Here is a 25686-nt window from a genome sequence, read left to right on the forward strand (position 1 = left end):
GCCTCGCCCGGGCGGAACGCTGCCAGTCGCCGCCCGGGGTCGGCGCGGGCCTCGCGGGTCGGGGCGTAGGAACCGCGGTGGAAGGGCATGGCTCTGGTACGGGCGTCGGGGCGTCCGTACCGGCTCCCGCTTCCCCGGGGGCGGTGTCCGCCGAACCGTGGAGATCAGTAGGGATGAACCCCCGACCCCCGGACGTACCACCGAACCCTGTGCCGTCCGCGCCTTCCGGACGGGATCCCGCCGCCGGGTCGGGTGGCCCCCCGGTCTCCCGGGAGGAGTTCGACGCCCTGTTCGCCGCCGTACGCGCCTGGGGCCACTGGGACCCGGCCGACCGCGGCGCCTGGAACCGGGTCACCCCCGACCACGTACGGCGGGCCGCCGGGCTGGTCCGGTCCGGCACGACGGTGCGCCTGGGGCTCCCCTGGAACACCCGGGCGGAGCCCGACGACGACAAGCCCGCGCTGCACCACATGACCGATCTCGGCGATGTGGAGCCGCCCGAGCCGGCGACGTACAAGGACTTCCTCGGCGTCGACTACCACGGCAAGGCCGTGACCCACCTCGACGCGCTGTCGCACGTCGCCTACCGGGGGCTCCTCTACGGCGGCCGCCCGGCCGGCGAGTCCGTCGGCGCCGCGGGCGCCCGCTTCGGCTCGGTGGCGGCCCTCGGCCCGCTGGTCGCCAAGGGGGTGCTCCTCGACCTGCCCGCCGTCCTCGGGGTTCAGTGGCTGGAGCCCGGGCGGGCGGTCCGGGCGCGGGACGTGCTGGCCGCGGAGGCGGCCCTCGGCGTGCGCATCGACGACGGCAGTGCCGTACTGCTGCGCTCCGGCCGGTTCCGGCGCCGCCGGGAGGTCGGGCCCTGGGACGTCGGCGCCGCGAGTGCGGGTTTCCACGTGGACGCCGTGCCGCTGCTGGCCGAGCGGGGCGTCAGCCTGCTGGGCTCCGACGGGGACAGCGACCTGCGGCCGTCGCCGGTCGAGGGCGTCCACTCCCCCGTCCACGCCCTCGCCGTCGCCGCCATGGGGGTGCCCCTGCTGGACAACCTGGAGCTGGAGGCGCTCGCCGCCGCCTGCGCCGGGGCGGGGCGCCACGAGTTCATGGTCGTCGTGGCGCCGCTGAACGTGCCCGGCGGGACCGGGTCGCCCGTCGATCCGGTGGCGATCCTGTGACGGGTGTCCGCGGCGGCGCGTCATGCCCCCGCGGAGCTGCTCACCCGAGCCCCATGACGAGCAAATCCGCAGGAATATACTCAAATGCACTGGCGTGATACGACCACCGGTACGGGTAGGGACCCGGCTGAGGGAAGTGATGCACATGGGGGTCACGGGAGAGCAGATCGGCCCCGCACGCTCCCGTGAGCGGTTCCTGCTGGGCGAACCCGTCGAGGGCGGGGTGCGCAGCCCGATCCTGAGCTCGTGGGAGCGCTGCCGGCTGCTGGGACTCTCGCCCGACCAGACCGAGCTCCCCTTCCGGGACGACTTCGATCCGGACAGCCGGCTCGTGCGCGCGGCCGCGCCCGTGCTGGACCAGCTGGCCTCCCGGTTCGCGGGCAGCCGGATGAACGTCTGTCTCGCCGACGGGAACGGCACGGTCCTGCAGCGCCGCTTCGGGGAGCCCTCGCTGGCCCGGAGCCTGCCGCCCATCCAGACCGTGCCCGGCTTCGTCTTCGCCGAGCGGGTCGCGGGGACGAACGGCATCGGCCTCGCCCTCGCCGAGCGCCGGCTGGTCCAGGTCCACGGCGCCGAGCACTTCGCCGAACGCTCCCAGCGGAACGCCTGCTCCGCCACCCCCATCCGCGACCAGCTCAGCGGCTGCGTCGTGGGCGTCCTCTGCTTCGGGTACCCGCACTCCTACGAGGACCCGGCGCTGCCCGTCCTGGTGCGCCGGGCCGCGGAGACGATCGAGCGGCGGCTGATGGAACAGAGTTCGGCGCGGGAGCGCGGGCTGCTGCGGACGTACCTCGAAGCCCGCCGGCGCGCCGGAGCGGAGGCCGTCGGGAACGGGGGGCCCGTCGGGCTGGACGAACTTCCCGACGGTGCGCTCGACGCCCACGACCAGCTGATCCTCAAGGAGAGGGCCACCGAGCTGATCTCCACGGCCCAGCGGGTCTCCGTCCAGGTGCCCCTCCCCCACGGCCGGGGCGTCACCCTGTTCAGCAACCCGGTCACGAGCAGCTCCGGGGTGGAGGGCGTCGTCGTCGAGGCCGTCCTCTCCGGGGAGGGCCCGCCCGTGCACCACCTCGCCACCGCCCCGCCGCACCCGGCACCGCCACACCCCGCCGCACCGCCGCACCCCGCCGCTCGCCGCGCCGGACCGCCGCCCGGCCCCCTCGCACCGACCGCGGGCAACCGCCCCGCCGACGGCGGTCCCGACGGTGCCGGCAGCCGCGGGGGCGCGGTCCGGGGCCTGGTGCTGGTCGGCGAGCCGGAGGTGGGGAAGTACGCGGTCGCGGCACGCCGCCGACTGGAGCTGCTGGCCGAGGCCAGCACCCGGATCGGCACCACGCTCGACGTGACCCGCACCGCCCGCGAGCTCGCCGAGACGGCCGTGCCGCGGCTGGCCGACCACGTCACCATCGACGTGCCCGAGGCCGTGCTCCGCGGCGACGAGTCCCTTGACCCCGCGGCCGACCTGCAGCGCCTGGTGGTCCACGGCGTCGGCGACGGCACCCTCTTCGACCCGGTCGGCAAACGGCTGGACCTGCACCCCGGCACCCCCCACCTGCGGTGCCTGGGGAGCGGACAGCCGGTGCTGGAGCGCGACCTCGCCTCCGCCGTCGGCTGGATCACCCAGAACCCGGCGCAGGCCCGGCGGGTTCTCGCCCACGAGGTGCACTCCCTCGTCTGCGTCCCGCTGCTCGCGCGCGGCCTGCTGCTGGGCATCGCGAGCTTCTACCGTTCGGCGGGCTCGCCCCCCTTCGGCGACGACGACAGCCGACTCGCCCAGGAACTCGCCGCCCGCGCCGCCCTGTGCATGGACAACGCCCGCCGCTACACCCGCGAGCACAACCTGGCCCTGGCGCTCCAGCGGAGCCTGCTGCCGCGCGGCCTCCCCGAGCAGAGCGCCGTCGAGGTCGCCCACCGCTACCTGCCCGCCGAGTCCGCGGTGGGCGGCGACTGGTTCGACGTCATCCCCCTGTCCGGCGCCCGCGTCGCCCTGCTCGTCGGCGACGTCGTCGGCCACGGCCTGCACGCCGCCGCCACGATGGGCCGGCTGCGCACCGCCGCCCGCAACTTCGCCGAGCTGGAACTCGCCCCCGACGAGCTCCTCACGCACCTCGACAACCTCCTCGTGCGCCTGGACCGGGAGGAGGGCGGCGGGGACGACCCGGACAGCACCGGCATCGTCGGCGCCACCTGCCTCTACGTCGTCTACGACCCCACGACGCGCGAGTGCACCATGGCCCGCGCCGGCCACCTCCCCCCGGCCCTGGTCCACCCCGACGGCACGGTCGCCTTCCCCGATCTGCCCGCCGGCCCCCCGCTCGGCCTGGGCGGACTGCCCTTCGAGACCGTCGAGATCACCCTCCCCGAGGACACCACGCTGGTGCTCTACACCGACGGCCTCGTCGACGACCGCCACCGCGACATCGACGACGCCCTCGCCCAGCTCCGCGGCGCCCTGACCCACTCCGACCGGACGCCCGAGGCCACCTGCCAGGCGGTCATCGACGCCGTGGCCCCCGAGCACCCCGCCGACGACATCGCCCTGCTCGTCGCCCGCACCCACACCATGCCCCCCGACCGGATCGCCACCTGGGACCTGCCCGCCGACCCGGCCCGCGTCGGCGAGGTCCGCGCCGCCGCCACCCGCACCCTGGCCGAATGGGGGCTGGAAGAGCTGGGGTTCGCCGCCGAGCTGATGCTCAGCGAGCTGGTCACCAACGCCGTCCGCTACGGGGGCGAGCCCATACAGGTGCGCCTGATCCGCGACCGCGCCCTGATCTGCGAGGTCGCCGACGGCAGCAGCACCGCCCCGCACCTGCGCCGGGCCGCCAGCACGGACGAGGGCGGACGCGGCCTGTTCCTCGTCGCCCAGCTCTCGCAGGCCTGGGGCACCCGCTACACCGGACGCGGCAAGGTCATCTGGGCCGAGTGCGCCCTGGACGCGGCATGACCCCGCACCGCGCCGCTGCCGCGTCCCGTGCGCGGGGCCGGTCCTCCACTCGACCATTGGAGCCCAAAAGGCACTGATTTGCCCGCGATTGCCCCACCCGTCGGATTAACATCCTCAACAACCCTCACCGACGAGGTGAGGACCCCTCAGGCCGGCCCCGGAGACGTCCGTGCACGACAGTTCCGCCCCCTCGACGATCCCGCCGGACCGCCCCGGCGCGGAGCCGCTCGTCCGGATACGCGGTCTGCGCAAACGGTTCGGCGGCACGGTCGCACTGGACGGGGTCGACCTCGACATCCGCGCCGGCAGCGTCCTCGCCCTGCTCGGCCCCAACGGCGCCGGCAAGTCCACGCTGATCAAAGTGCTCGCCGGGGTCCACCGGGCCGACGCGGGCGAGGTGACGGTCGCCGGGCACCCGCTCGGCTCCGACGCCGCGTCCGCGGGGCTGTCCTTCATCCACCAGGAGCTCGGCCTGGTGGAATGGATGACGGTCGCCGAGAACATCGCCCTCGGCACCGGCTACCCGCGCCGCCGGGGCCTGATCTCCTGGCGGCGGACCCGGGAGCGCTGCGCCGAGGCACTGGAGACCGTCGCCGGACACCTCCACCCCGACGCCCGGATCGCCGACCTCGCCCCCGCCGAACGCTCCCTGGTCGCCATCGCCCGCGCCCTGGCGCAGCGGGCCGAGCTCTTCGTCCTCGACGAACCGACCGCCACCCTCCCCGCCGCGGACTCCACCCGCCTCTTCGACGTCCTGCACGCCCTGCGCGACCGCGGGCACGGCGTCCTCTACGTCAGCCACCGGCTCGACGAGGTGTACCAGGTCGCGGACGCCTTCGCCGTGTTGCGCGACGGCCGCCTCGTCAGCCACGGGCCCCTCGCCCCGTACCACCCCGCCCGCCTCGTCCAGGACATCACGGGCGCCGAGCCGGCCCGGCGACAGCCGACGACCGGCGCGTCCCCTTCCGCTCCTCCCTCTCCGTCTTCCGCCGGATCCGCAGCACGGCGGCCCGTCCTCAGCCTCGTGGAAGTGACGACCGACCGCACCGGGCCCGTCAGCCTGGACCTGCACGCGGGCGAGACCGTCGCCCTGGTGGGGTTGACCGGCGCCGGCCACCTGCACCTCGGCCGCGCTCTCGCCGGCGTGCTGCCCCTCGTCGGCGGGCGGGCACTGCTCGACGGCCGCCCGTACCGGCCCCGCTCGGTCGCCGCGGCCCTGCGCAGCGGTGTCGGGTTCGTGGCCGGCAACCGCCAGGAGGAGGGCTGCGCCGCGGAACTGACCGTCCGGGAGAACTTCCTCGCCAACCCGCGGGCCGCAGGGGTGCCCGCGTGGCGCTGGATCCGGCCGCGCCGGGAGCGCGCCGAGACCACCGCCCTCATCGACCGGTTCGCGGTGCACCCCCGCGACAGCGAGGCCGTGATCGCGACCCTGTCCGGCGGCAACCAGCAGAAGGTGGTCGTCGGACGGTGGCTGACGGGGCGCCTGCGGCTGCTGGTCCTGGAGGAGCCGACGGCGAGCGTGGACGTCGGTGCCAAGGCGGCGATCCACGGCCTCATCGACGACGCGCTCGCCGACGGACTGGCGGTCCTGCTCGTCTCCTCCGACTTCGAGGAGGTCACCGACCTCGCCCACCGCGCCCTGGTGTTCGTACGCGGTGCGGTGGCCGCCGACCTGCGGGAGGAGGCCCTCTGCGTCCGGGAGCTCACCCGGACCGCCTCGGCCATGCCCGCGATCACCGGAAGCGCGACGGCCCCGTGACCCTCCCGTCCTCGCACCGCTCCCTGCCGGGCCACCTGCGCGGGCACCTCATCGGGACCTACGGCCTGCTGACCCTCACCGTCCTGCTCTTCCTCGTCTTCTCCGTCATCCTGCCGGACACCTTCCCGACGCTGGACAACGTCTCGGCGATCCTGTCCAACCAGTCGATCCCCGCCCTCCTCGCGCTCGGCGTGACCGTCCCCATCGCCACCGGCAAGTTCGACCTGTCCATCGGCTACGGGCTGGGGCTGGCGCACGTCCTGGTGATGTACCTGGTCGTCGACTCCGGCTGGCCCTGGCCGCTCGCCTGCCTCACCGTCGTCCTCGGCGGCGCCCTGGTCGGCGCCGTCAACGGCGTCGTCGTCGAGTTCGCCCGGATCGACTCGCTCATCGCCACGCTCGGCACCGGCAGCATCATGTACGCCGTCACCGGCTGGCTCACCGACGGCAGCCGGATCGTGCCCGGCCCGGACGGCCTTCCGCCCGGCTTCACCGACCTGTACGACTCCCGGTTCCTCGGCCTGCCCGTTCCCGCCTTCTACGTCCTCGCCGTCGTCGTCGTCCTCTGGGTGCTGCTGGAGCGGCTGCCGTTCGGCCGGTACCTGTACGTCATCGGGTCCAACCCGCGCGCCGCCGGGATGCTCGGCATCCCCACGCGCGCGTACTGCGTCCAGGCCTTCACCTGCTCCGGTCTGGTCGTCGGCTTCGCCGGGGTGCTCCTCGCCGCGCAGCAGCAGATCGGCAACCCGAGCGTGGGCCTGGACTACCTGCTGCCCGCCTTCGTGGGCGCACTGCTCGGCTCCACCACCATCAAACCGGGCCGCGCCAACGCCGTGGGCACCCTCGTGGCCGTCTCGCTGCTCGCCGTCGGCCTCGCCGGCATCCGCCAGCTCGGCGCCGAGTTCTGGGCCACACCGCTGTTCAACGGCGCCACCCTGCTCATCGCGGTCGGCCTGGCCGGCTACTCGTCCCGCCGGAGGCTGCGCACCACGGCCGCGCCGGACCGCCCGGAGCGGGTGGCCGGTGGGCGGCGCACCCAGTGACAGGAGCACCGTGTACCCGTACCGGAAGACCGCCGTCGCGGCCGTGGCCCTGGGGGCGGCGGCCCTGGGCCTGCTGGTGGGCTGCGAGCGGGGCTCGGCCCCGTCGACCGCGACCGCGAGCGGACGCGCGACGGCGACCGCGCCCGCGGCCGACGGCTGCCCGGAGGCCCTGCGGAAGGCCAGGGCCGCCGTGCAGGCCGCCGAACGCACCGACACCGCCTGGCGCGGCCCGCGCAGCGGCCCCGCGGCCGTCCCCGACAAGACCCTCGTCTACGTCGCCCAGACCATGACCAACCCGGGGGTCGCCGGAGTCGCGAAGGGGGTCAAGGAGGCCGCGGCAGCCATCGGCTGGAACGTCCGGGTCATCGACGGCGAGGGCACCCCGGCCGGCATCCAGGCCGCGTTCAGCCAGGCCGTCGCCCTCAAACCGTCGGGCATCGTCATCGGCGGCTTCGACCCCCGTCTCACCTCGCAGCAGGTGGCGCGGGCCGAGGAGGCGGGCATCCCGCTGATCGGCTGGCACGCGGTGAGCTCACCCGGTCCCAGCGCTAGCCCCAAGCTCTTCACCAACGTCACCACGCGGGTGGAGGACGTCGCGAGGATCAGCGCCGACTGGGTGATCGCCCGGTCCGACGGCGGCGCCGGCGTCGTCGTCTTCACCGACGACTCGATCCCGTTCGCGCGGTTCAAGGCCCAGCTCATCAAGGGGCAGCTCGCCCGCTGCCCCGGGGTGAAGCTCCTCACGTACGAGAACATCCCCATTCCGGACGCCAGCCAGCGCACCCCGCAGGAGGTCTCCTCCCTGCTGTCCCGCTTCGGGCGGGGCTGGACCCACTCCGTCGCCATCAACGACCTCTACTTCGCGGACGCCGCGCCCGCCTTCCGCGCCGCCGGGAAGCCCGGCGACGGGCCCCCGTTCAACATCGGCGCGGGCGACGGCGACCCCTCCGCGTTCCAGCGCATCAACGGCGGCCAGTTCCAGGCCGCGACCGTGCCCGAGCCGCTCACGCAGCAGGGCTGGCAGATCGTCGACGAGTTCAACCGCGCCTTCGCGGGAAGCCCGCCCAGCGGTTACGTCGCCCCCGTCCACGTGGTCACGGCCGACAACAGCAGGGGAGGAACGTCCTGGGACCCCGAGGGCTACCGGGAGGCGTACGAGCAGATCTGGCGGCGCTGACGCGCGCGCCGCGCAGGGCCGCGCGGGGCCGCGGGCCCTGCGCGGCGACGGGCAAGCGGGCAGGTCGTCGGGGCTCCCGGCCCGGCTTGACTGCCGGGCGGCGCGACCGGTAGGGAAAGGGCAGCACCCGCGCACGGTGCGGAACGGGGGTGCTCACACATGAAACCGCTGGGACCGGGCGATCCGGACTCGGTCGGCGACGGCCGCTACCAGCTGACCCACCGGCTCGGCCAGGGCGGCATGGGCGTGGTCTACCTCGGCCGCTCCCCGTCCGGGCGGGCCGTCGCCGTGAAGGTCGTACGCCCCGAGCTGAGCACCGAGCCGGGGTTCCGGCGCCGCTTCGCCGACGAGGTGGCGGCGGCGCGGCGCGTCGGCGGCTTCCACACCGCTCCGGTCGTGGACGCCGACCCCGACGGCGACCCCGCCTGGCTGGTGACCGCGTTCGTGCCCGGGCCGACCCTGGCCACGGTGCTGGCGCGGGTCACGGCCCTGCCCGTGGACACGCTCACCGTGCTGGCCGCGGGGCTCGCGGAGGCGCTGGAGGCGATCCACCGGGCCGGGGTGATCCACCGCGACTTCAAGCCGGCGAACATCATCATCGCGGAGGACGGCCCCCGCGTCATCGACTTCGGCATCGCCCGCGCGCTGGACGGTACGGCGCTGACGCAGACCGGCATGCAGGTGGGCACCCCGGGGTTCCTGTCGCCGGAGCAGCTCACCGGTGGTGCGATCACGCCCGCGGTGGACATGTTCGCCCTCGGCGTCGTCCTCACGCAGGCCGCGGGCGGTTCGCCGTTCGGCGACGGCCCGGCGACGGCCCGGCACTACAAGGTGGTGTACGAGGAGCCGGACCTGAGCGCGGTCCCCGAGGAACTGCGCGGGCTGGTCGCCGACTGCCTGCGCAAGGACCCGGCGGGCCGGCCCACCTCGGGGGACTTCCTGCGCCGGCTGACCGTCCGCTGGCCCGCGGAGGGCTGGCTGCCGGACGCGGCCATGGCCCTGCTGCGCGGCGAGGACCCCGCGCAGGCGGCGGCCCCGGAACCGACACCGGTTCGGGATCCGACGCGGGCCGAGGACCCGACACCCGCTCAGGATCCGGCTCCGGGCACGGTTGCCGACCGGTCGGGCACCGTGGCGGACTCGGGCGCTCCGCCCTTGGCGGACCCGGGCGTTGTGGCCGCCGCGACGGTGGCGGTGGCGGCCGTACCGGAGGCGGAGGGCACGTCGCTGCCGACGCCCGCGGTGGCAGGGGCGCCCGGTCCCGACCGGCCTGCGGATGCACAGGCCGTCACCGAGACCGGAGCGGGAGCCGGCGCAGTCGGCTCTGCCGGCGGGGCCGGCGGGGCCGGGGCGGCGGAGGCCGCCGTGCCCCGGGAGCCCGCCGAGCGGCGGCCCGGCCGTACCACCGCCGTGCGTGCGGCGGCGGTGCTGCTCGCGCTGTCCGCGGTGGGCCTCCTGGTGTGGCGCCCGTGGCTCGGTTCGGCGGAGGAGCACGGTTCGACGGGGTCCGGCGGCCCCACGGCCTCCGCCGCCCCGCCGTCCGCGTCGGCCGGCCCGGCCGCGTTCCCGACCGCGCCGGTGCTGGTGCGTCAGGACACCGCCGCGGGCTGGCCGCAGGACTGCCACGGGGTGATCTCCCGCCGCGACCCGGGGGCCGCAGCCCCCGTACGGCTGACCGCCGGGGACGCCTGCGCCATGCTCCCGCAGTGGTCCCCGGACCGCCGGTCGTTCGCGTACACGCAGGTCACCGCGCAGGGCTCGGCCGTCTGGACGGCCGACGCCGACGGCTCGCACGCACGGCGGATCACGGCCATCGCCGGCGGCCGGGTGTCCTGGTCGCCTGACGGCAGCCGGCTCGCGGTGCTGCGCGCCGAGAAGGGCGTACAGCAGCTGTTCGTCGTGAACGTCGCTGACGGCTCCGCCCGTCAGGTGACCTCCGGCACCGCCCACGTGGAGGACCCCGCATGGTCGCCGGACGGCAAGCGGATCGCGTTCTGCATGCAGTCCGGCAAGGACGACTGGCAGATCCATGCGGTGGACGCCGAGGCCGCGGGAGCCGCCCCGGAGCAGCTGACCCGGCTGCCGCACCCGGCGCTCGACCCGGTGTGGTCGCCGGACGGCCGCTCGTTCGCGTACACCGCGGGGACGTACGGGCGGGGGACCCAGGGCGACATCCGTGTGGTCGGCGCCGACGGCACCGGTGACCGGGCCCTGGTGGCGACCGACGCCCACGAGATGGACCCGGCCTGGTCCCCGGACGGCACCTGGCTCGCCTTCGTACGGGGGCCGTACGAGAAGCCGGTGATCTGGGCGGTCCGCGCGGACGGCACCGACTCCCGCTCCCTCACCACCTCGTCGGCGACCGAGGGCCATCCGTCCTGGCGCTGACCCGGCGCCCGCCCGCGGCCATGGCACCCGCCGTGGCCGCGGGCGGTCGCTGCGCCGTGGGGTCGCGAGGGTGCTGGACGGAACCGACGCCATCGACTCTGGGCCGCGCTCGAACACGGCTACGGGCCGACGGACGGCGGGCCGGAGCTGCTGCGGGCGGCCGGCTCGGCGGACCCGCAGGTACGGGACGGGCGGTGCAGGAGCTGTCCTCGTCACTCTGCCACCAGGGGTCGGTCTACTCGGCGACGGCCGCCACGGCCATGCGGGCCGGCGCCGGGGCCGGTGACCTGGCGACGGCGACGGCGCTGGCCCGCGTCACGGGGGATGCGGGGCCCGCGGCCGGGACCTGCACGAGCCGCACCTGGGTGCGCTGCGCGCCCTGGTGGGGATGCGCCTGCTCCCGGCAGCGGCCCGACCCGCCGTGGAGCGCATCGCCCGCTCCCCGCGTCGTGTCGTCTCCGGCTTCCTGTGCGACGGCACGCCGCTCCCGGACCTGACGGCGAGGCGGCTGGGCCGGGAGCTGCTGGTGCGAACCGGCTGAGGGGGGTCGGGAGGTCCCGGTGCCCCGGCGGGCGGGCGGGCGGGCGGCCCGAACGGGCGGGCGGCGGCGTGGGCACGCCGTCCGGTTGCCACCTTCTCGCCTGCCTGCCGGGGCCGTCCTCCCCCGTACGGGGGAGACCGCTTCCTCGCACGGGGGATCCGCGACAGCTGTCCGGGCGGGTTTCCTGGAGACATGAAGATCACGATGAAACGCCTGGTCACCGCGGCTGCGGTGGCGGTGCTGGCCCTCACCGGACTGGCGGCCCCGGCCGGGGCCGCCCCACTGGACGACGACATCCGCGCCCGGATCGCGGCGGTTCCCGGCATGCGGCTCGTCGGCGAACGCCCCGGTACCGACGGGCAGACCGTCCTCGACCTCGCCTTCCGGCAGCCCATCGATCACCACCGCCCCGATCGGGGTTCCTTCGAGCAGCGGCTGACGCTGGTACACAAGTCGGTCGACCGCCCGATGGTGCTGTACAGCAGCGGCTACGACCTGGGGTCCACGCCGCAGCGCCCCACGGAGCCGACGGTGCTGCTGGACGCCAATCAGATCACCACCGAGCAGCGGTTCTTCGGGACGTCCAAGGCGGCGGACCAGGACTGGTCCACGCTCACCATCTGGCAGGCGGCCAGCGACCACCACCGTCTGGTCGCCGCGCTCAAGCAGCTGTACCGCGGGGCGTGGATATCGACCGGGGGCAGCAAGGGCGGGATGACGGCCGTCTACCACCGCCGCTTCTACCCGGACGACGTGGCCGGCACGGTCGCGTACTCGGCGCCCAACAACACGGACGACCGGGACGACCGCGCCTACGACGCCGGCCTGGCCCGGGTCGGCACCCCCGAGTGCCGGGCCGCCCTCATCGAGGTCCAGCGGCAGGCCCTGATGCGCCGCGAGGCGATGACGCAACGGTACGGCCGCTGGGCGGAGGAGCAGAAGGCCACCTTCCGGACCGTCGGCAGTGCGGACCGGGCGTTCGAACTCGCCGTGCTGCGCCTGCCGATGATGTTCTGGATGCACCAGCCGGCGGACGCCTGCGCCACGGTGCCCGGGGCCGACGCCTCCGATGACGCGCTCTACGCGTGGGTGGCCGGGGTGACGCTGCTTCCCGTGTACACCGACCAGTCGCTGGAGCCCTACACCCCGTACTTCTACCAGCTGGGCACCCAGCTCGGGTACGCCACGTTCTCCGCCCCGTACCTGGAGGGGCTGCTGCGCCACCCGGGGCTCCAGGAACTCCGGTCCTACGTGCCGCGGGAGATACCCCTGCACTTCCAGCGCGGAGCGATGGCCGACATCGACCGATGGGTGCGGGCCGACGGCCGCTCGCTGATGTTCGTCAACGGCCAGAACGACGTGTCGGTCGCGGAGCCCTTCCGGCTCGGCAGGGGCACGCGCGACTCGTACGTGTTCGAGGTGGGCGACGGCAGCCACCACGTCTCCGTCAAGGGCCTGCCCCCGGCCGATGCGGACCGGGCCACGGCCGCGCTGCGCCGCTGGGCCGGGCAGACCGGTGCCGGCCGGGGGTGAGCTGCGGGCCGCCGGTCAGGGGTGGGCCGGTCCGGGCGGTGTCCGGCGGCACATCCAGTGACCGTCGGTGCTCCAGCCCAGGAAGCGGCGGGCCAGGCCGCCGTGCGCGGTCCCGTCCGCTCCGAACGCGCCGCCCGCGGCGACCATCCGGAGCCCGGCCAAGGCCGGGCCGAGGCGGGCGGCCGTGTGCCACGGCCGACGGGCGGCTTCGGCTGCCGCCCACTCCACGAAGGCCGCCTGCCGGTCGGGGGTGCACAGCGACAGGTGGAACAGCATCTGCCGCCAGGCGTAGGCCGCGTCCTTCACCGTGGCCAGCGGGCGCGGGTGCCCCTCCACCCGTGCGACCAGCCGGCAGGCGGTGGTGAAGCAGGCCCGGGCCAGGGCCTCCCAGCCCGCCGCCGGGGCGATACCGGCGTGCCGGACGAGGACGGCGAGGTTGTGGGTGGTGAGGATCTGCGCCTGCTCGATGACGGTGCCGTTCGCGGCGGGCGACCACGACCTGGAAGCGCCGCCTCCGGAACCCGCCGAGCGGTCCCGGGCGGCATCGGCCCGCTCGGCGCACATCCCGGCGAAGGCCGGCGCCGTCGCCGGACCCGCCGCCGTACGGGCCCCGGCGTCCCGGGCGAGGCGCTCGGCGGCCTGGACCACCGCCATGCTCCGCACCGCCGCACCGTCGATCCCGTAGTAGCGCGCGTACAGGGTGCCGTCCAGGAGGTCGGTGGCCACCCGGGCGGCGGTCAGGAACTTCGGGGAGAAGGCGCCCATGAAGATGTCGGCCGCCAGCTCCTCCACGAACGGCGCCTCCGCCAGCTCAGCCTGCCGTGCGAGCTGGGACAGTTCGCGCACCAGCGGGTTGGGCAGCAGGGTCCCCGGGAACGCGCCGACCGCCAGCTCGCCGAGCTGCCGCAGGGCGGCGCCGGCCGCGCCCCGGGCACGCTCGGCGGCGTCCGCCTCGGTGCCGTGGGCGGCGAGCGCCCGCACCCAGGGCAGCTCCTCCACCCGGACCTGGTGGGCGAGGTCGAGCAGCAGCAGCGAACGGCGGTTGCGGAACGCGCGGTACGTCGCGGCCGCCAGGGTGCGCAGCGCGGGGTCACCGTAGCGCTGGGCGGTCGCCGCGGCCACCAGTTGCGGCACCAGCTCGGCCAGGACCTCGGCGGACGGTACGACGCCCTGCTCGACCAGGGTCTCCAGCGGGGCGCTCAGCGCGGAGCGCACCGTCTGCCGCAGCCGCTCCGGAACCGCGGTGCCGGCCGGCAGGCCGGAGGCGTCCGCCTCCGCCTCGGTGACGGGGGCGACGGGCGATTCCACGTCGGGCGTTCCGTCGCGCTGGTCCAGCGGGGCGAGCCGCTGCGCCACGAGGGCGGCGATGCGGTGGTGCGCGGGCAGGGCCGCCTGCAGCTCCTGGCTCCGGCGCAGCTGCGTGTGCTCGGCGGATCCCGGCAGGCCGCGCTTGGCGACCATGGAGGTCACGGCGTGCTGCAGCAGCCCGGCAAGTCGGGCGGGGACGGGCCGTCCGGCGGCGGTCTCCTCCAGGGCCCGGCGCAGGATGCCGGCGTTCGACTTCGGGTCGCGGTGCTTGCCGCACAGCGGGTGGGCGGCGGCGAGCTCCCGGTAGCGCTCCAGCAGCGCGCCGGCCTCGGCCCGCGAGGCGTCACCTGCCGTCCCCGCCGCGTCCGGGGTGCCGGTGCCGTACCGCAGCCAGTGGGCGAGCATGTCGTCCTCGAACGGCCGCCAGACGGTCAGTGCCTCCCGCTGCGCCTCGACCGCCGCCTTGGGCTGCCGGGCGGCGAGCTGCCCCGCCACCTCGCCGACGCTGCGGCGGTGCACGGCGGCCGCGTCGGCGGCCGGTCGGTCCGTCGGGCGCGGCAGGAAGCGCAGCCGGTCCGCGAACGGCCGGAGCTCGGCGACGAGCGCGGCCGCCGCGTCGATGTCGCCGGCCCGGATCAGCCAGGCCACGGTCAGCAGTGCGGACTCCTCCGGCAGCACCACCTCGTAGCGGCCGCTGTCCAGGAGCTCCCACAGGCCGGTGAGGCCTTCCTCGGTCAGGGCGTGCGCGAACAGCTCGGCGCGGGTCGCGGGAAGGCCTGCGCGGTGCGCGGCCTCCTCCTCGTACGGGGTGAGCGGACCGCTCGCCGCGGGCGTGCCGGTGGCGAAGCCGCCCCGCACCACCTCGGGCGTCACCCAGGCCGGCAGCCCGGCGACGGGGGTGCGGGACCCGACGGTCAGCCGCCCGGCGGCCATGCCGGACAGCACGGCCCGCCACTGCCGCACGCGGCCCTCGGCGCGCTCCCGCGCGGCCGCGTCGGGGTGGGCCGCGGAGGTGCGCAGCGCCTGCTCCAGCCGGGCCGCGGCATAGGCCGGGGAGGCCGTGGCGGTCTGCGCCGGCGGCGCCGTACGGGGCGTGGTGGGCTGCTGGTCAGCGGTCTCGTCCATAAGCCGGCGTGGCAGGTTCTGCCCCTGCGCCCCCCGGATAGGAAGTCCGGTGCTCTGCTGACTGAGCTACACGCCGTCGGTACGCCCGACCTTAGGGAGGCGCGCCCCGTCCCGGCAAACGATTTCGGGGGCGGGCGGCCGGGCCGGCCGCCCGGTCGCCCGACGCGATGAATCGCTCGATAATGAGGCATATGGCACCGAAGGGCTCAACGCGTCATCAGCCGTCGACGCTGACCGTCAAGGGCCGTGCCGTGCGCCTGCGCACCATCGGCTTCGTCGTCCTGGCCGCCCTCGCCATCTGGTTCATCGCCGTCAACACCGGGCGGGTCACCGTCAGGTTGTGGGTCCCCACCGTCGCCGTCCCCCTCTGGGTGGTCCTCACCGTCACCCTCCTCGTCGGCATGGTCCTCGGCGTGTTCCTCGCCAGGCGCCGCGCCGCCCGCCGGTAGCGGCGGCGCCCTACCGGTCCCCCGCCGCGGGGCGGCGGCCCACGGGCAGCAGGTACATCAGCGGCTGCTCCAGGTCGTCCAGGCCGAGGAGTTCGTGGGACAGGTCGTCGTGGAAGCCGCCGAGCGGGGTGCCGCCCAGGCCGAGCGCCGATGCCGTCAGGAGCAGGGTCTGGGCCAGGTGGCCCGTCTCCAGCAGGGCCAGGCGCAGGGCGCGCAGTCCGTAGCGGCGGCGCAGCAGGCCGAGGTCCGCGTACACGCCGAGGACGATCGGCGCCCCGTCGACGCCGATCCAGTCCGGGTCCGTCGACGGACGGGACAGGTACGTCGACAGGGGCTTGATCTGCGACAGCTCGGGCACCGGGCCGATACGGCTGAGCGTCCGCCGCTCCGGCACGCAGTCGTACGTGCCCGCGGGCACCCCGGCCACGTCGAGCACCAGCAGCCGGACCCGGGCCGTGTACAGGGCGCCCGCGCTCGGGTAGGCGCGGTGGACGAGCGTGCGGGTCGTGCCGTCGGCCAGGGTCTGCTCCGAGCGGCTGTTCGCGGAGAGGGAGTTCCACAGCAGCGCGCCCAGGGTGCCCGCGTCCAGCGGTCCGGCGAGCGCGCCGCGCAGCGAGGCGCGGTCGACGAGCACGGTGCCCAGCGGCACGTCCGGCAGGGGGTCGGCGGGCAGTGCGAACTCCGGACCCGGCGGGACGGGCCGCGGGGCGGGGAGGTCGTGCAGCGCGGAGTCCTCGCCGCGGCCGATCTGGAACTTGCTGCGCTCCAGGTACTGGACGTCGGCCGCGGTGTGCCCCTGCGGGAAGAAGCCGGGCGGCTCGTCGGTCTCCAGCAGGGTCCGGGCGGCGAGCCGGCACACCGCCCGCTCCTCGTCGGGGGTGACGCCGAGCCGGTTGAACAGCATGTGGAGCTGCGAGGCCCAGATCCATGCCGTCGCGTCGCGGGTGGTGGCCCGCTCCTCGTCCGCGGTGCCGCCGGCGCGCAGCAGTGCGTCGGCCTCGTGGACGCGGTCCGCCCAACGGCCGAGCCAGCCGGCCGCGGTGCCGGTTTCCAGGCGTTCGCGCACGGCCGCCGCGCGCCGCGCCAGGCCCGTGCGCTGCCCCGCGAAGACGGAGTTGACGCGGGCGTGCACGGAGGCGCCCGGTAGCAGCGGCACCTCGGTGACCCACCGCCAGCCCGCCGCATGGCCGCGCAGCCAGCGGGCCGTGGTCAGCCGGTCCATGCCGAGGGCGTACCCGGTGGCGTGGGCCAGGTCCGCGGCGAGCGTCAGCCGCCGCGCCGCGCCCGCTCCGGCACCGCCGACCGCATGGAGGTCCCGCAGCGCGTCCAGGGCCACCTGCGTCGACGCGGCGAAGACCTCCTCGGCGACCGGGAGGGCCCGCGGGCCGCCGTAGCGGTCGGTCTCGGGGACGTACGCGACCTCGCGGACCTCCCCGTGCCGGGAGGGCCACGGGCCCGGCACCGCCGGCACGTCCTTCGCCGCCCGCGCCAGCTCCTGCGCCAGGTCCGCGGCGGCCGGCGCGCTCAGCCCGCGCGCCCGGATCCGCAGATGGGGGCCGTCCTCGCCGTACCGGATGAAGAACCAGCGGGTGGCGTCCCCGCCGGACGCGGTGAGCCGGTCGAGGAGCGGGGCCACCTCGCGGAGGAGGAAACGGTCGGTGTCCTCGGTGCTGGAGTGCAGGAAGAGGTGGAGGCTGTGCCAGGTGTCGGTGGTCATCGCGTGCGGTCCTCGTTCGCGGGTGCGGGTGCGGGTGCGGGGTCAGGGGAACGGGTGCGGGTGCAGGGCCAGGTCCTCGTGGCGCAGCGGGCGGGCGGTGCGGCCCAGCCGGTACGGGACCTCCAGCAGCCGGGTCAGCCCGCGGGTCCGCCGGTTGACGTGCCCGAAGGTCATCGGCAGCGAGCCCGGGACGATGACCTTCACGCAGTGCAGGCCGAGCTGGTCGCGCAGCCCCGGTTCCGTCTGGTCGACGGTGACCACTTCCAGGCCGGCCCGGGAGAGCCGCTCCACGGTCGCCCCGAGCAGGTCGGTGAGGTCGCCGACCGGTTCGGGAGCCCCCGGCCAGGCCTCGGCCACCGGCACGCAGGGCGTGTCGGTGTGGAGGAACTCCAGGCGCGGGCCCGCCTCGGGCAGGGTGTTGAGCCCGACGTGGTCGTCGAGGCCCACGACCAGCTCCGGGCGGTCCAGCATCGGTCGGAGCCGCTCGGGGTCGCGCGGCCCGCCCTCGGCGAGGGAACGGTGCGCGGATTCCAGCACGTTGGTGACGACCTCGGCCACCGCGGACCTGATCGCGGCGCGCGGGTCGTGGTGGGCGCCCGCAGCGAGGAACATCCGCGGCGCGTCCGGGTGGTTCCCCTCGTACCGGCAGACGGCGACGACCGCCGGGATGCCGAAGTCGTTGGTCGCGTCGAGCAGCGACAGCCGGTAGCCGGCCAGGGCCGCCCGGTCCGCGAGCATGGCCGTGCCGGTGTCCTCGGGCGGTGGCTGGACGCGGCGCAGCGGGGTGGCCGCGTACCAGGCCATGAGGAAGGCGTCGCGTTCGGCGACCTCGAACAGGCCGTAGAGCGCTGCCTCTTCGGGGCTGTTGCCGAGTCCGCAGCCGTTGGAGGACTCGTACACCACGCGCGGCCGGTCGGGTCCCGGAACGTCCCAGTAGGCGGCGTGCTCGGGGACGGCGACGGCCCGCTGCCGGGTGAGCGACCAGCCCTGCACCCAGTCCATTTCCAGCTCCGGGGTGTACGGGACGGTCGGTGCGGCGGGATGCCCGTGGTGGGCGGGGTCGGGCAGGCCGAGCCGCTCCGGGTCGAGGGCCCGGTCGGGCCCCAGGGCGGCGAAGGAGGCCCGCAGGTCGGTGCGGCGGCCGGTGGGGCGCATGCCCGCGTACCGCTCGACGGCTTCGAACAGGGCGATGCGCTCGCTGTCGGCGAAGTCGCGGGCCCTGCCGTACCCGCCGTCGTCCAGGTCCCGGCCGTCGGTGACGACGGCGGTGGTCAGGGAGAAGGCCGAGTCCTCGGCGCGCATCAGCCGGCGCACCGGGCCGAACCGCTCGTCGTACAGCGCGGCGCGCAGGCCCTGCGCGGTGGTGCGGGAGTTGGGGGCGCGCAGCACGTACGGATCGGGCAGCGGTCGGGGCCCGGCGGGGAGCGGGTCCGCGCCGGCGGCCGTGTCCAGGGGGAGGGGGCGGCACACCGGGCAGCCGCCGACGGGCCGGAGGCGGTGGGTGGACCAGGTGCCGCGGCCGAGGTGCACGACGTACACGGTGGCGGTCTCGACGGCGCCGGCGCCGCCCGTACCACCGTCGCCGTCGCGGCCGTCGGCGCCGCCCGTGCCACCGTGGCCGTCGGCGCCGTCCAGCAGGTCCTGTGCGAGGACGCCGACGCAGTCCGCGAGCGCCGGGGACAGTACGCCGGCCAGCTCCAACCCGGGGCTGCGCCACGGCACCCGGCCGCCCGCCGTGGCCAGCCGCTGGTACTCGGCGCAGCTCAGGCAGGCCGCCGCGCCCGGCCGCAGTACGGGACCGACCACCGCCAGGGCGCCGTCGAGCCGTACGGGCACCAGGGCCACGGGGTGGCCCAGCGCGTGCCGGCTCAGCTCCTCGGCGAGGCGCGGGGTCCACCGGGGCAGCAGGACCGCGGCCCGGCCGGACGGCAGCGCGAGTGCCGCTCCGGCGTCGAGCACGGGTGGCGCCAGGGTGCCGCCGAGCGGCCCGGATTCGTCGCGGGGGACGTTCACGCCCGGGACGGCTGCCGCCGCCTTCGTCATCGTTCCTCCTCCGGGGTGTGCAGGACGGTGAAGCCGAAGGCCCTCAGCCGGTCGGCGAGTTCCCGGGCCCCCGCCGGGAGCGCAGGCTGCGGCCGGCCGGCGGTGGCGGGGCGGTCCGCTCCGGTCAGGCGGCGCAGCGCGGTCTGGAAGGCGGCTTCGCGGCCGGCCAGGTCGACCAGCCAGCCGCCGGTCCAGCCGGGGTCCTCCCAGGCGGCCGTGCGCACTCCGGCGGCGGCCAGCGGGGCGACGGCGCCGCCGGACGGCGGCGGGCTCCCGGCCGGAAGTCCGGCGTCGCGCGCGCAGAGCGCGGACACCGCGGCGAGCGCGGCGAAGGCGGCCGCGTCCCCGGGGGTCGCCTCGACGGCTTCGCCGAGCACCGGGCGGGCGGCCGGCCCCGTGCCGCGGACCACGGCGTGGTGGACCTCCGCGCCCGGGGCGGCCCGGAACACCTCCAGGCGCGCCGACACGCCGAGGCGGGCCGTCAGCGTGGTCCACCAGTGCCGGGCCTGCGGATGGCCGACCCACTCCCCCGGGTCCCCGGCCGTACGGTCCGTCGCGCGCCCGAGGCGGTCGGCCGCCGCAGCGCGCAGGGCGCGCCCCGCGGCGTGGCCCGGGTCGGCGCCGACGGTGTAGCCGGTTCCACCCAACCGCAGTTCGGCGGCCCGGCAGAACACCTCCAGGCGCGCCAGGTCCAGCCGCGGCGCACCACCGACCGGGCCTTCGAGGACCGGAGGGCCGTCCGCGGGCCGGGCCCCGGAGGGCGTGCAGGCCGCGAGCGGCACGGGAAGCTGCGGCAGGCTCCCCGGGAGGGGCTCGGGCAGCAGCCCGCACCGCCGGTCGCCGAGGGCCGTCACCCGGCGGAGCGCCTCGGCGAGGGTGCCCGCGGGTGCCAGGTCGTCGCGCCGGTCGGCGTCGATGCGTTCCGGGCCCAGCCAGCTGCGGTACTCGGCCCGCAGGGGCCGGGCGTCCGCGAGGAGCACCGCGGGCAGACCGGGGAGCAGGCGCCCGTCCTCGCCCTCGTCCGCGGGGTCCGGCAGGCCGGCCGCGGCGCAGAGCAGCCGGTGTGCCGCGGCGCCGCCGATCAGGGTGGCGTGCAGCTGCGGGGGGCCGGCAGGGGCGGCCGCGGCCTGGGCGAGCCGTGTCTCCAGGGCGGTCGCGTCCGCACGGATCTGGGCGGCGCTGCCGGGGGCCGTGGCATAGCCGGCCCCGCCGCACAGCCCGGCCGCGACGCCCCGGTCCGGGCCGGCCCCGCGGGTGTACAGCAGGATGCGGCCCGCGGGCAGGGCCGGGTCGGCGGCGTACGAGACGGGCAGCCCGCCCGCGGCCAGTGCCCGTCCGGCGGCCCTGGCCAGCGGCCCGTCGGGGGATGCGGCCACCACCTGCGCCCGCGTCGTGGCCAGCGCCGCGGCCGCGGCGGCGGGGTCCTCGGCCGCGGCTTCGAGCCACGGGGCGACCGAGCCGGACCCGCCGACGGATCCGGCCGAGCCGGCAGGACCGGCAGGGCTGGTGGCGGGGACGGTGACGAGCAGGTCGTACTCGTCCAGCCGGCCCAGGAGGGTGTCCACCGCGGTCCGCAGGGCGGAGTCCGGCTCGATGCCGTCCAGCAGGTCTTCGAGCCGGCCGTCCCGCAACGGCTTCTCCAGCAGCCGCCACAGGGTGGGCAGCGCCTTGCTGCCCTCCAGGGTGACGCTCCCCCGCCGGCCGCGCAGGTGCAGGCCGTCCCGCACCACGGTCACCGCGACGTCGGGACGCAGCCGACGTACGGGCACGGCGGGAGCGGTGGCGGTGGCGGTGTTCATGACCGTGCCTCCACGGCCTCGATGACCGCGTCGATCTCCGCCCGCCAGTCGCATCCGGTCAGCCCGGGAACCGTGCCGATGACCAGGTACGCCGCGAGGTAGCGTTCCAGCGGCCGGATGTCACAGATGGCGAAGAGCCGGTACAGGGCGTTGGTGCAGGCCCGGTACACCAGGTAGTCGGGGCGGCTCCACATCGCGCCGTGCGGGTCGGAGCGGCGCAGCAGGCGGTGGAACTCGCTGTAGCGGGTGCGGAGGTCCTGGTTCCAGCGGGCGTGCACCTCCTCGTCCCCGGTGGCGGCGGCCCGCGCCCGGTACTCCAGCGGGACGCCGTGGAGGTCGGCGCCCGCGTCGTGGCGGCTCTGCGCCAGCTGCCAGGCCCCCACCGAGAAGTCCGCCCAGGCCCGTTCCCAGCCCTGGGCACCGCCCTCGGCGATCCGGCCGACGAGCGCGGTGACGGAGTCCCCCGCGCGTTCCGCGTGGCGCTGGAAGCTGCTGCGGATCCGGCCGTCCGGGTCGTCGTGGACGAGGAAGTCCTCCAGGTGGGAGACGTACGAGAAGTGGCCTCCGGCCAGGCCGTCGGGGTGGGCGCAGGCGTGCGCCGCGAGGGCGGTGACGGCGAGCCGGAGCCGTGCCTGCGGGGTGTCGCCGTGCTCACCGAGAAAGCCGGCGCCGGCCGTCAGCGGACGGATCCCGGCCCGCAGCAGGTCGTCGCGCAGGTCGGCACCGTCGTCCCCCAGCAGCCCGATGAGGGGGGTGCGGTCGACGGCCTGGATGCGGACCGTGTTGTCGGGGACGATCGGCCCGTACGGCGGCGGGACGAGCTCGCTGCGCCCGGCCTGGGCGGCCCGCTCCAGCAGCTCGGCCTCCGTGAGGTCGCCCTTCGAGGGGTGCGCTCGGAGCCAGTCGCGGATCCGGCCGGCAGCGGCCCCGGCGGCGGCGTCCACCTGTGCGGCCGGCCCCTGGAGGCGCAGCCGCAGGTGGGGTCCGTGCAGCCAGTGCCGTTCGACGTGGGCGGCCAGGCCGTCCGCCGTGCAGGCCTCGGCGAGGGGGAGCATCACCTCCCTCAACAGGGGTGCCTTGAGGGGGTGGTGGTAGTAGGCGACCACATCGCGGGCGCCGTCGTCCTGGGGCTGCATGCCTGGCACGCTCCGTTCCTCTGTCGTCTGTCGGCGGGTCATCGCTGCCTCCGTCCGGCCCGGTAGACCTCCAGGACGAGCTCGACCGCGCGGGTGGGCACGTCGAGGCCGCCGGGGGCGGGCAGCGCCTCTTCGAGGACGGCGCCGTCGGCGTACCGGGAGAGCCACTTGGGCAGGCAGCGCAGGTGCAGGGCGTTGCCGAGGTCCACGAACTGGGGCTTCGGGCGGTCGAGCCGGGCCAGGAAGTCCTCGGCGGCACGGCCGGTGGGTGCGGTGGCGGCCGGGTGCAGGAAGAGCTGTCCGGGCAGGTCCAGCAGGGCGCGCCAGCGGGCCACGGCCTCCGCCGGGACGGGTCCGGCGGCGCCGAGGTCGGCGCGGAGTTCCCGGACGACACCGGGCGGCAGCAGCCAGCGGCGGCGTTCGAGCACCACGTGGCGGTGGCGCAGCCGGGGGGTGAGGGCTACGCGGCCGCCGGGCGCGGTGAGGGTGTGCCGGGGGGCGAGCGCCCTGAGGTCGACGACGCCGTGGGGCTGGTCGCACAGGTGGGCCCCGATGCGGCGCGGGAGCAGGACGGGCGCGAGGAAGCCGAGGTAGAGCACGTCCAGGTGTTCGCCGGTGCTCTTGAGCCGGATGCGGACCTGGTCGGCGGCCGTGTCGTGGACGAGTTCGAGGTCGGCTTCGGCGAGGGAGGCCCGGCTGCGGTCGGGCCCGATCTCGTCGGGGACGAGCAGCGGGTGGAGGTTGGCGTTGAACCCGCCGACGGGCCGGATCTGCGCGGCGCGGGCGGCGGGCCCGAGACCGCGCCGGATCTGCCCGGACACCTCGGCGGCGGCCCGCGGGTCGAGCGCGTCGAGGAACCGGCTGGTGAAGCGGCCCCAGCCGCCGTACACGTGGTTGACGCACAGCAGGCCGCGGGCCGGGTCCCGCTGGAGGAAGTAGGAGTAGCTGATCGGCCGTTCGACGGCCCAGCCGGGCAGCCGGTCGCCGAGTCCGCGGAGCAGGTCCGGCGGCAGCACGACCTCCTCGGCCACCGCGGCACCGCCCTGACCGCCGCCCTCTGCTGCGGTCGCGCTTGCGGCCGCGGCTTCCCGGATCCGGTCGGCCGCCTCGGCGCGCAGGCGGGCCAGTTCGGCGACACCGGTGGGCAGGGCGTCACGGCCGGCGGGGCCGAGGAGGGCGAGGCTGCCGGCGGTCTCCCAGGCCTCGGCCACGTCGGCGCCGAACTCCCACGGGTGGGCGCAGCGGCCGCCGGGCCCGTACCGTTCGACGAAGCGGTCGCGGATGACGCGGCGTACGACGTGGCCCAGGTCGAAGAGTTCGGCGAGGGCGGTGACCTCGCCGAGCGCCTCGTGGTCGGCGGCGCCGAGGAGGCCGTCGAGTTCGAGCGGGTGCGGGGCGACGACGTCCTCCGACAGGACGGTCAGGGGCGCGGAGACGGCCGGGACGGGGCGTCCGGCGTCGGCCAGTTCCGCCGTCCACCGCTCCGACAGGGAGGCGAGGAGCGCGGGCCTCCGGGCTGCCGGTGCGTCGGCGAACGCGGCGGTGTCCCGGGCGAGTTCGGCGAGGCGGTCGGCGCGGGCGGCGTCGGCGGCGCGGTCCGCTTCGCCGGGCGCCGCGGCGGCGGTCTCGCGCAGCCATGCGGCGAGGCGGTCGAGGGGTTCGGCGTCCTGCGGCGGGACCGGGTCGTCAGGTATCAGCAGGCCCGCCTGCCCGAGGCGGTCGAGGAAGGCGCCGGCTGCGGCGGAGGCCTCGCCTCCGGCCCCGTTGAGGGCTGCGGCCAGCAGCCGCGTCAGCTCGTCCAGGGGCACGGCGGCGGCCTGGGTGTGCTCGGTGACCAGGCGCAGCGGTCCGCCGTAGGCCAGTTCCGCCTCGTCCTCGCCGGGGACGAGGTAGCGGCCGCCGGCGAAGGAGGACCGCGCGCGGGAGTACGTGGCCCGCCCGTCGGTGATGCGGGCGGTACTGGTGGTGCGGTGCGGGAGTCCGGCGCGGCGGTGCGGGGAGTCGAGGAGGGCGAGGGTGAGGGCGGCCGTCAGGGTGCGGTTGGGTTGCACCAGGGCACGGAAGGGGCCGTCGAAGCGGGTCCCGGCGCCCCAGGAGCGCACCGAACCGGTCGGGGGCGCGGCGGGGACCGGGTCCGGGCGCAGGGGACCCCAGCCGACGGCGGTGAACCAGGACAGCGGGCTGGTCTTGGTGCTGGCCCGCAGGGCGTAGCGCAGCACGCTGGCCTCCTCCTTGCGGGCTCGGCGGTCGGCCGCGCCGGTGGCGGCGCGGGCCACGGCCCGGTGCAGGTCGGCGCTGGTGAGGGCGACGGCCCGGGCCAGGGCGGGGTCGCGGCACAGGGCGGCGAGGGCGGTGCGTTCGGCGGCCAGGGCCCGTTCGGCGGCGGCGTCGAGCCCGTCGAGGAGGGCGCGGCGGCTCTCGCGCAGGTCGATCCAGGCGGCGAGCCGGGGCATCCGGTCGGGCAGGTCGCCGAGGCGGGCCAGCAGGGCCGGCCGGGGCTCGCGGCCGTTGTGCAGTGCGCGGCGCAGGGGGAGGACGACGTCGCGGTGGAAGTCGGCGGGGTGGCCGTCCCGGCTGTCGTGCAGGTCGTCGCAGAGCGGACCGGTTGTGTGGAGCAGCTGTGCGTCGAGCCGGTGCAGGCGGTCGAGCAGGGCGCGGAACGCGGTCGCGGCCGGATCCTCGGCCGGGTGGGCGAGCACGGTGGCGCGGGCCAGCGCGTAGGGTGCCGACCGGACCCGGTAGCCGTCGGCACCGACGCGGTCGCCGACGCCGGTGGTCGGGTCGGCGACGGCCGTGGAATACGGCTGCGGCATGGGGTTCCCCGTCCTGTCGGTGGTGGTGCGCGGGCCTCCCGCCGCACGCGGGGTGCGGCGGGAGGCTCTGGGTGCGCGTGCGGTGGTGCTGTGGTGGTGTGGTGCCGTTAGAACGGCTGCGGGTACTGCGGGTGGGCGCAGGACGAGGAGCCGCAGGAGCAGGAGCTGCCTCCGTTGGACGCACCGCCCTCGGGCAGCGCGATGGTGTCCCGCATGGAGGTCACCGTGAGGTCGCCGAGGTCGAGGTCCTCGATCTCGAATGCCGTGGCGCCGCTTTCACCGGTCATGGCTGTTTCCTTTTCTTGAGGGTCTGCTGGTCGGAATCGGTGCGGTGTGCACGTGTGCGGGCCCATGGGCCCATGGGCGCCCGGTCGTCAGCCGACGAAGATGTCGCTGTCCAGGGTCGGCTTGTTGCAGGAGGACGAGGCCTGGCAGGAGCAGGAGCCCCAGGACGCTCCGCCCTCGGGCAGCGCGGCGGTGTCGCGCATGGCGGTGACGGTGAGGTCACCGAGGTCCAGGTCGAGGTCCTGGAGGTCGAATTCGGACATGCGTGTCTCCCGGAAATTGGGGGTGGAAAGCCGAATGTGCGATGCACGAAATACCGCAGTCCGCAGGATGCCGAAAACACCGGCATCCGGGACTGCTTTCGAGCTGAAAAAATATTGCCGGGCTCACCGCACGGCCACAAGGGAGCACAGAACAAACACAATTAGATTGTCAGGTCCACGCCTTCTGGCCT

At 76.1% G+C, this 25686-nt stretch carries 17 protein-coding genes and 1 tRNA gene; 9 read left to right on the plus strand and 9 right to left on the minus strand.

Going from position 1 to position 25686, the window contains the following annotated elements; translation table 11 throughout:
• The first annotated feature begins 173 nt into the window (after positions 1-173).
• From ACSHWO_RS03655 to ACSHWO_RS03690, 8 genes are all read left to right on the plus strand, one after another.
• Positions 174-1169 carry a cyclase family protein gene (locus ACSHWO_RS03655; RefSeq protein WP_438310024.1) on the plus strand — a complete coding sequence of 332 codons (996 nt, stop codon included), beginning with the start codon at positions 174-176 and terminating at the stop codon, positions 1167-1169.
• A 145-nt stretch (positions 1170-1314) separates the two neighbouring features.
• Entirely contained in the window at positions 1315-4116 is a 2802-nt protein-coding gene (locus tag ACSHWO_RS03660) for a SpoIIE family protein phosphatase (RefSeq protein ID WP_438310025.1), read from the plus strand.
• Positions 4117-4285: 169 nt separating this feature from the next.
• Complete coding sequence (locus tag ACSHWO_RS03665; protein WP_438310026.1) at positions 4286-5875, plus strand: sugar ABC transporter ATP-binding protein; 1590 nt, start codon at positions 4286-4288, stop codon at positions 5873-5875.
• Entirely contained in the window at positions 5872-6918 is a 1047-nt protein-coding gene (locus ACSHWO_RS03670) for an ABC transporter permease (protein ID WP_438310027.1), read from the plus strand. The genes ACSHWO_RS03665 and ACSHWO_RS03670 overlap by 4 nt, the downstream gene beginning before the upstream one ends.
• A gap of 10 nt (positions 6919-6928) precedes the next feature.
• Positions 6929-8095 carry a substrate-binding domain-containing protein gene (locus ACSHWO_RS03675; protein WP_438310028.1) on the plus strand — a complete coding sequence of 389 codons (1167 nt, stop codon included), beginning with the start codon at positions 6929-6931 and terminating at the stop codon, positions 8093-8095.
• A 159-nt stretch (positions 8096-8254) separates the two neighbouring features.
• Positions 8255-10483 carry a protein kinase domain-containing protein gene (locus tag ACSHWO_RS03680; protein WP_438310029.1) on the plus strand — a complete coding sequence of 743 codons (2229 nt, stop codon included), beginning with the start codon at positions 8255-8257 and terminating at the stop codon, positions 10481-10483.
• Between the two features lie 388 nt (positions 10484-10871).
• The gene (locus ACSHWO_RS03685; protein WP_438310030.1) at positions 10872-11024 is read left to right on the plus strand and encodes a hypothetical protein; all 153 of its coding nucleotides are present in this window, start codon (positions 10872-10874) and stop codon (positions 11022-11024) included.
• A gap of 192 nt (positions 11025-11216) precedes the next feature.
• Complete coding sequence (locus tag ACSHWO_RS03690) at positions 11217-12557, plus strand: S28 family serine protease (RefSeq protein WP_438310031.1); 1341 nt, start codon at positions 11217-11219, stop codon at positions 12555-12557.
• 15 nt (positions 12558-12572) lie between these two features.
• Here the strand turns inward: ACSHWO_RS03690 and ACSHWO_RS03695 are convergent, their stop codons facing one another.
• A complete protein-coding gene (locus ACSHWO_RS03695) occupies positions 12573-14990 on the minus strand; it encodes a hypothetical protein (protein WP_438310032.1) in 2418 nt (805 codons plus the stop codon).
• 3 nt (positions 14991-14993) lie between these two features.
• Positions 14994-15066: transfer RNA gene (locus ACSHWO_RS03700), tRNA-Gly, on the minus strand.
• A 115-nt stretch (positions 15067-15181) separates the two neighbouring features.
• Here ACSHWO_RS03700 and ACSHWO_RS03705 point away from each other — a divergent pair.
• Positions 15182-15439, plus strand: coding sequence for a LapA family protein (locus ACSHWO_RS03705; RefSeq protein ID WP_385804235.1), 258 nt, complete (start codon positions 15182-15184; stop codon positions 15437-15439).
• Positions 15440-15449: 10 nt separating this feature from the next.
• Here the strand turns inward: ACSHWO_RS03705 and ACSHWO_RS03710 are convergent, their stop codons facing one another.
• The 7 genes from ACSHWO_RS03710 to ACSHWO_RS03740 form a co-directional block, all read right to left on the minus strand.
• Positions 15450-17156, minus strand: a complete 1707-nt coding sequence (locus ACSHWO_RS03710; RefSeq protein WP_438310033.1) for a thiopeptide-type bacteriocin biosynthesis protein — start codon at positions 17154-17156, stop codon at positions 15450-15452.
• A gap of 42 nt (positions 17157-17198) precedes the next feature.
• The gene (locus tag ACSHWO_RS03715; protein ID WP_438310034.1) at positions 17199-19199 is read right to left on the minus strand and encodes a TOMM precursor leader peptide-binding protein; all 2001 of its coding nucleotides are present in this window, start codon (positions 19197-19199) and stop codon (positions 17199-17201) included.
• On the minus strand, positions 19196-20998 hold the full coding sequence (locus tag ACSHWO_RS03720) for a hypothetical protein (RefSeq protein ID WP_438310035.1): 1803 nt from the start codon (positions 20996-20998) through the stop codon (positions 19196-19198). Before ACSHWO_RS03720 ends, ACSHWO_RS03715 begins: the two co-directional genes overlap by 4 nt.
• Positions 20995-22134 (minus strand): lantibiotic dehydratase C-terminal domain-containing protein, encoded by a 1140-nt coding sequence (locus ACSHWO_RS03725; RefSeq protein WP_438318902.1) that lies wholly within the window; start codon positions 22132-22134, stop codon positions 20995-20997. The genes ACSHWO_RS03720 and ACSHWO_RS03725 overlap by 4 nt, the downstream gene beginning before the upstream one ends.
• Before the next feature lie 38 nt (positions 22135-22172).
• Complete coding sequence (locus tag ACSHWO_RS03730; protein ID WP_438310036.1) at positions 22173-24947, minus strand: lantibiotic dehydratase; 2775 nt, start codon at positions 24945-24947, stop codon at positions 22173-22175.
• Between the two features lie 107 nt (positions 24948-25054).
• On the minus strand, positions 25055-25234 hold the full coding sequence (locus tag ACSHWO_RS03735) for a thiazolylpeptide-type bacteriocin (protein WP_361085350.1): 180 nt from the start codon (positions 25232-25234) through the stop codon (positions 25055-25057).
• 87 nt (positions 25235-25321) lie between these two features.
• Positions 25322-25495 carry a thiazolylpeptide-type bacteriocin gene (locus tag ACSHWO_RS03740; protein WP_361085353.1) on the minus strand — a complete coding sequence of 58 codons (174 nt, stop codon included), beginning with the start codon at positions 25493-25495 and terminating at the stop codon, positions 25322-25324.
• Positions 25496-25686 lie beyond the last annotated feature (191 nt).

The sequence above is a fragment of the Streptomyces pallidus (ex Mingjun et al. 2026) genome (assembly GCF_051550185.1).
Classification (GTDB): Bacteria; Actinomycetota; Actinomycetes; order Streptomycetales; family Streptomycetaceae; genus Streptomyces.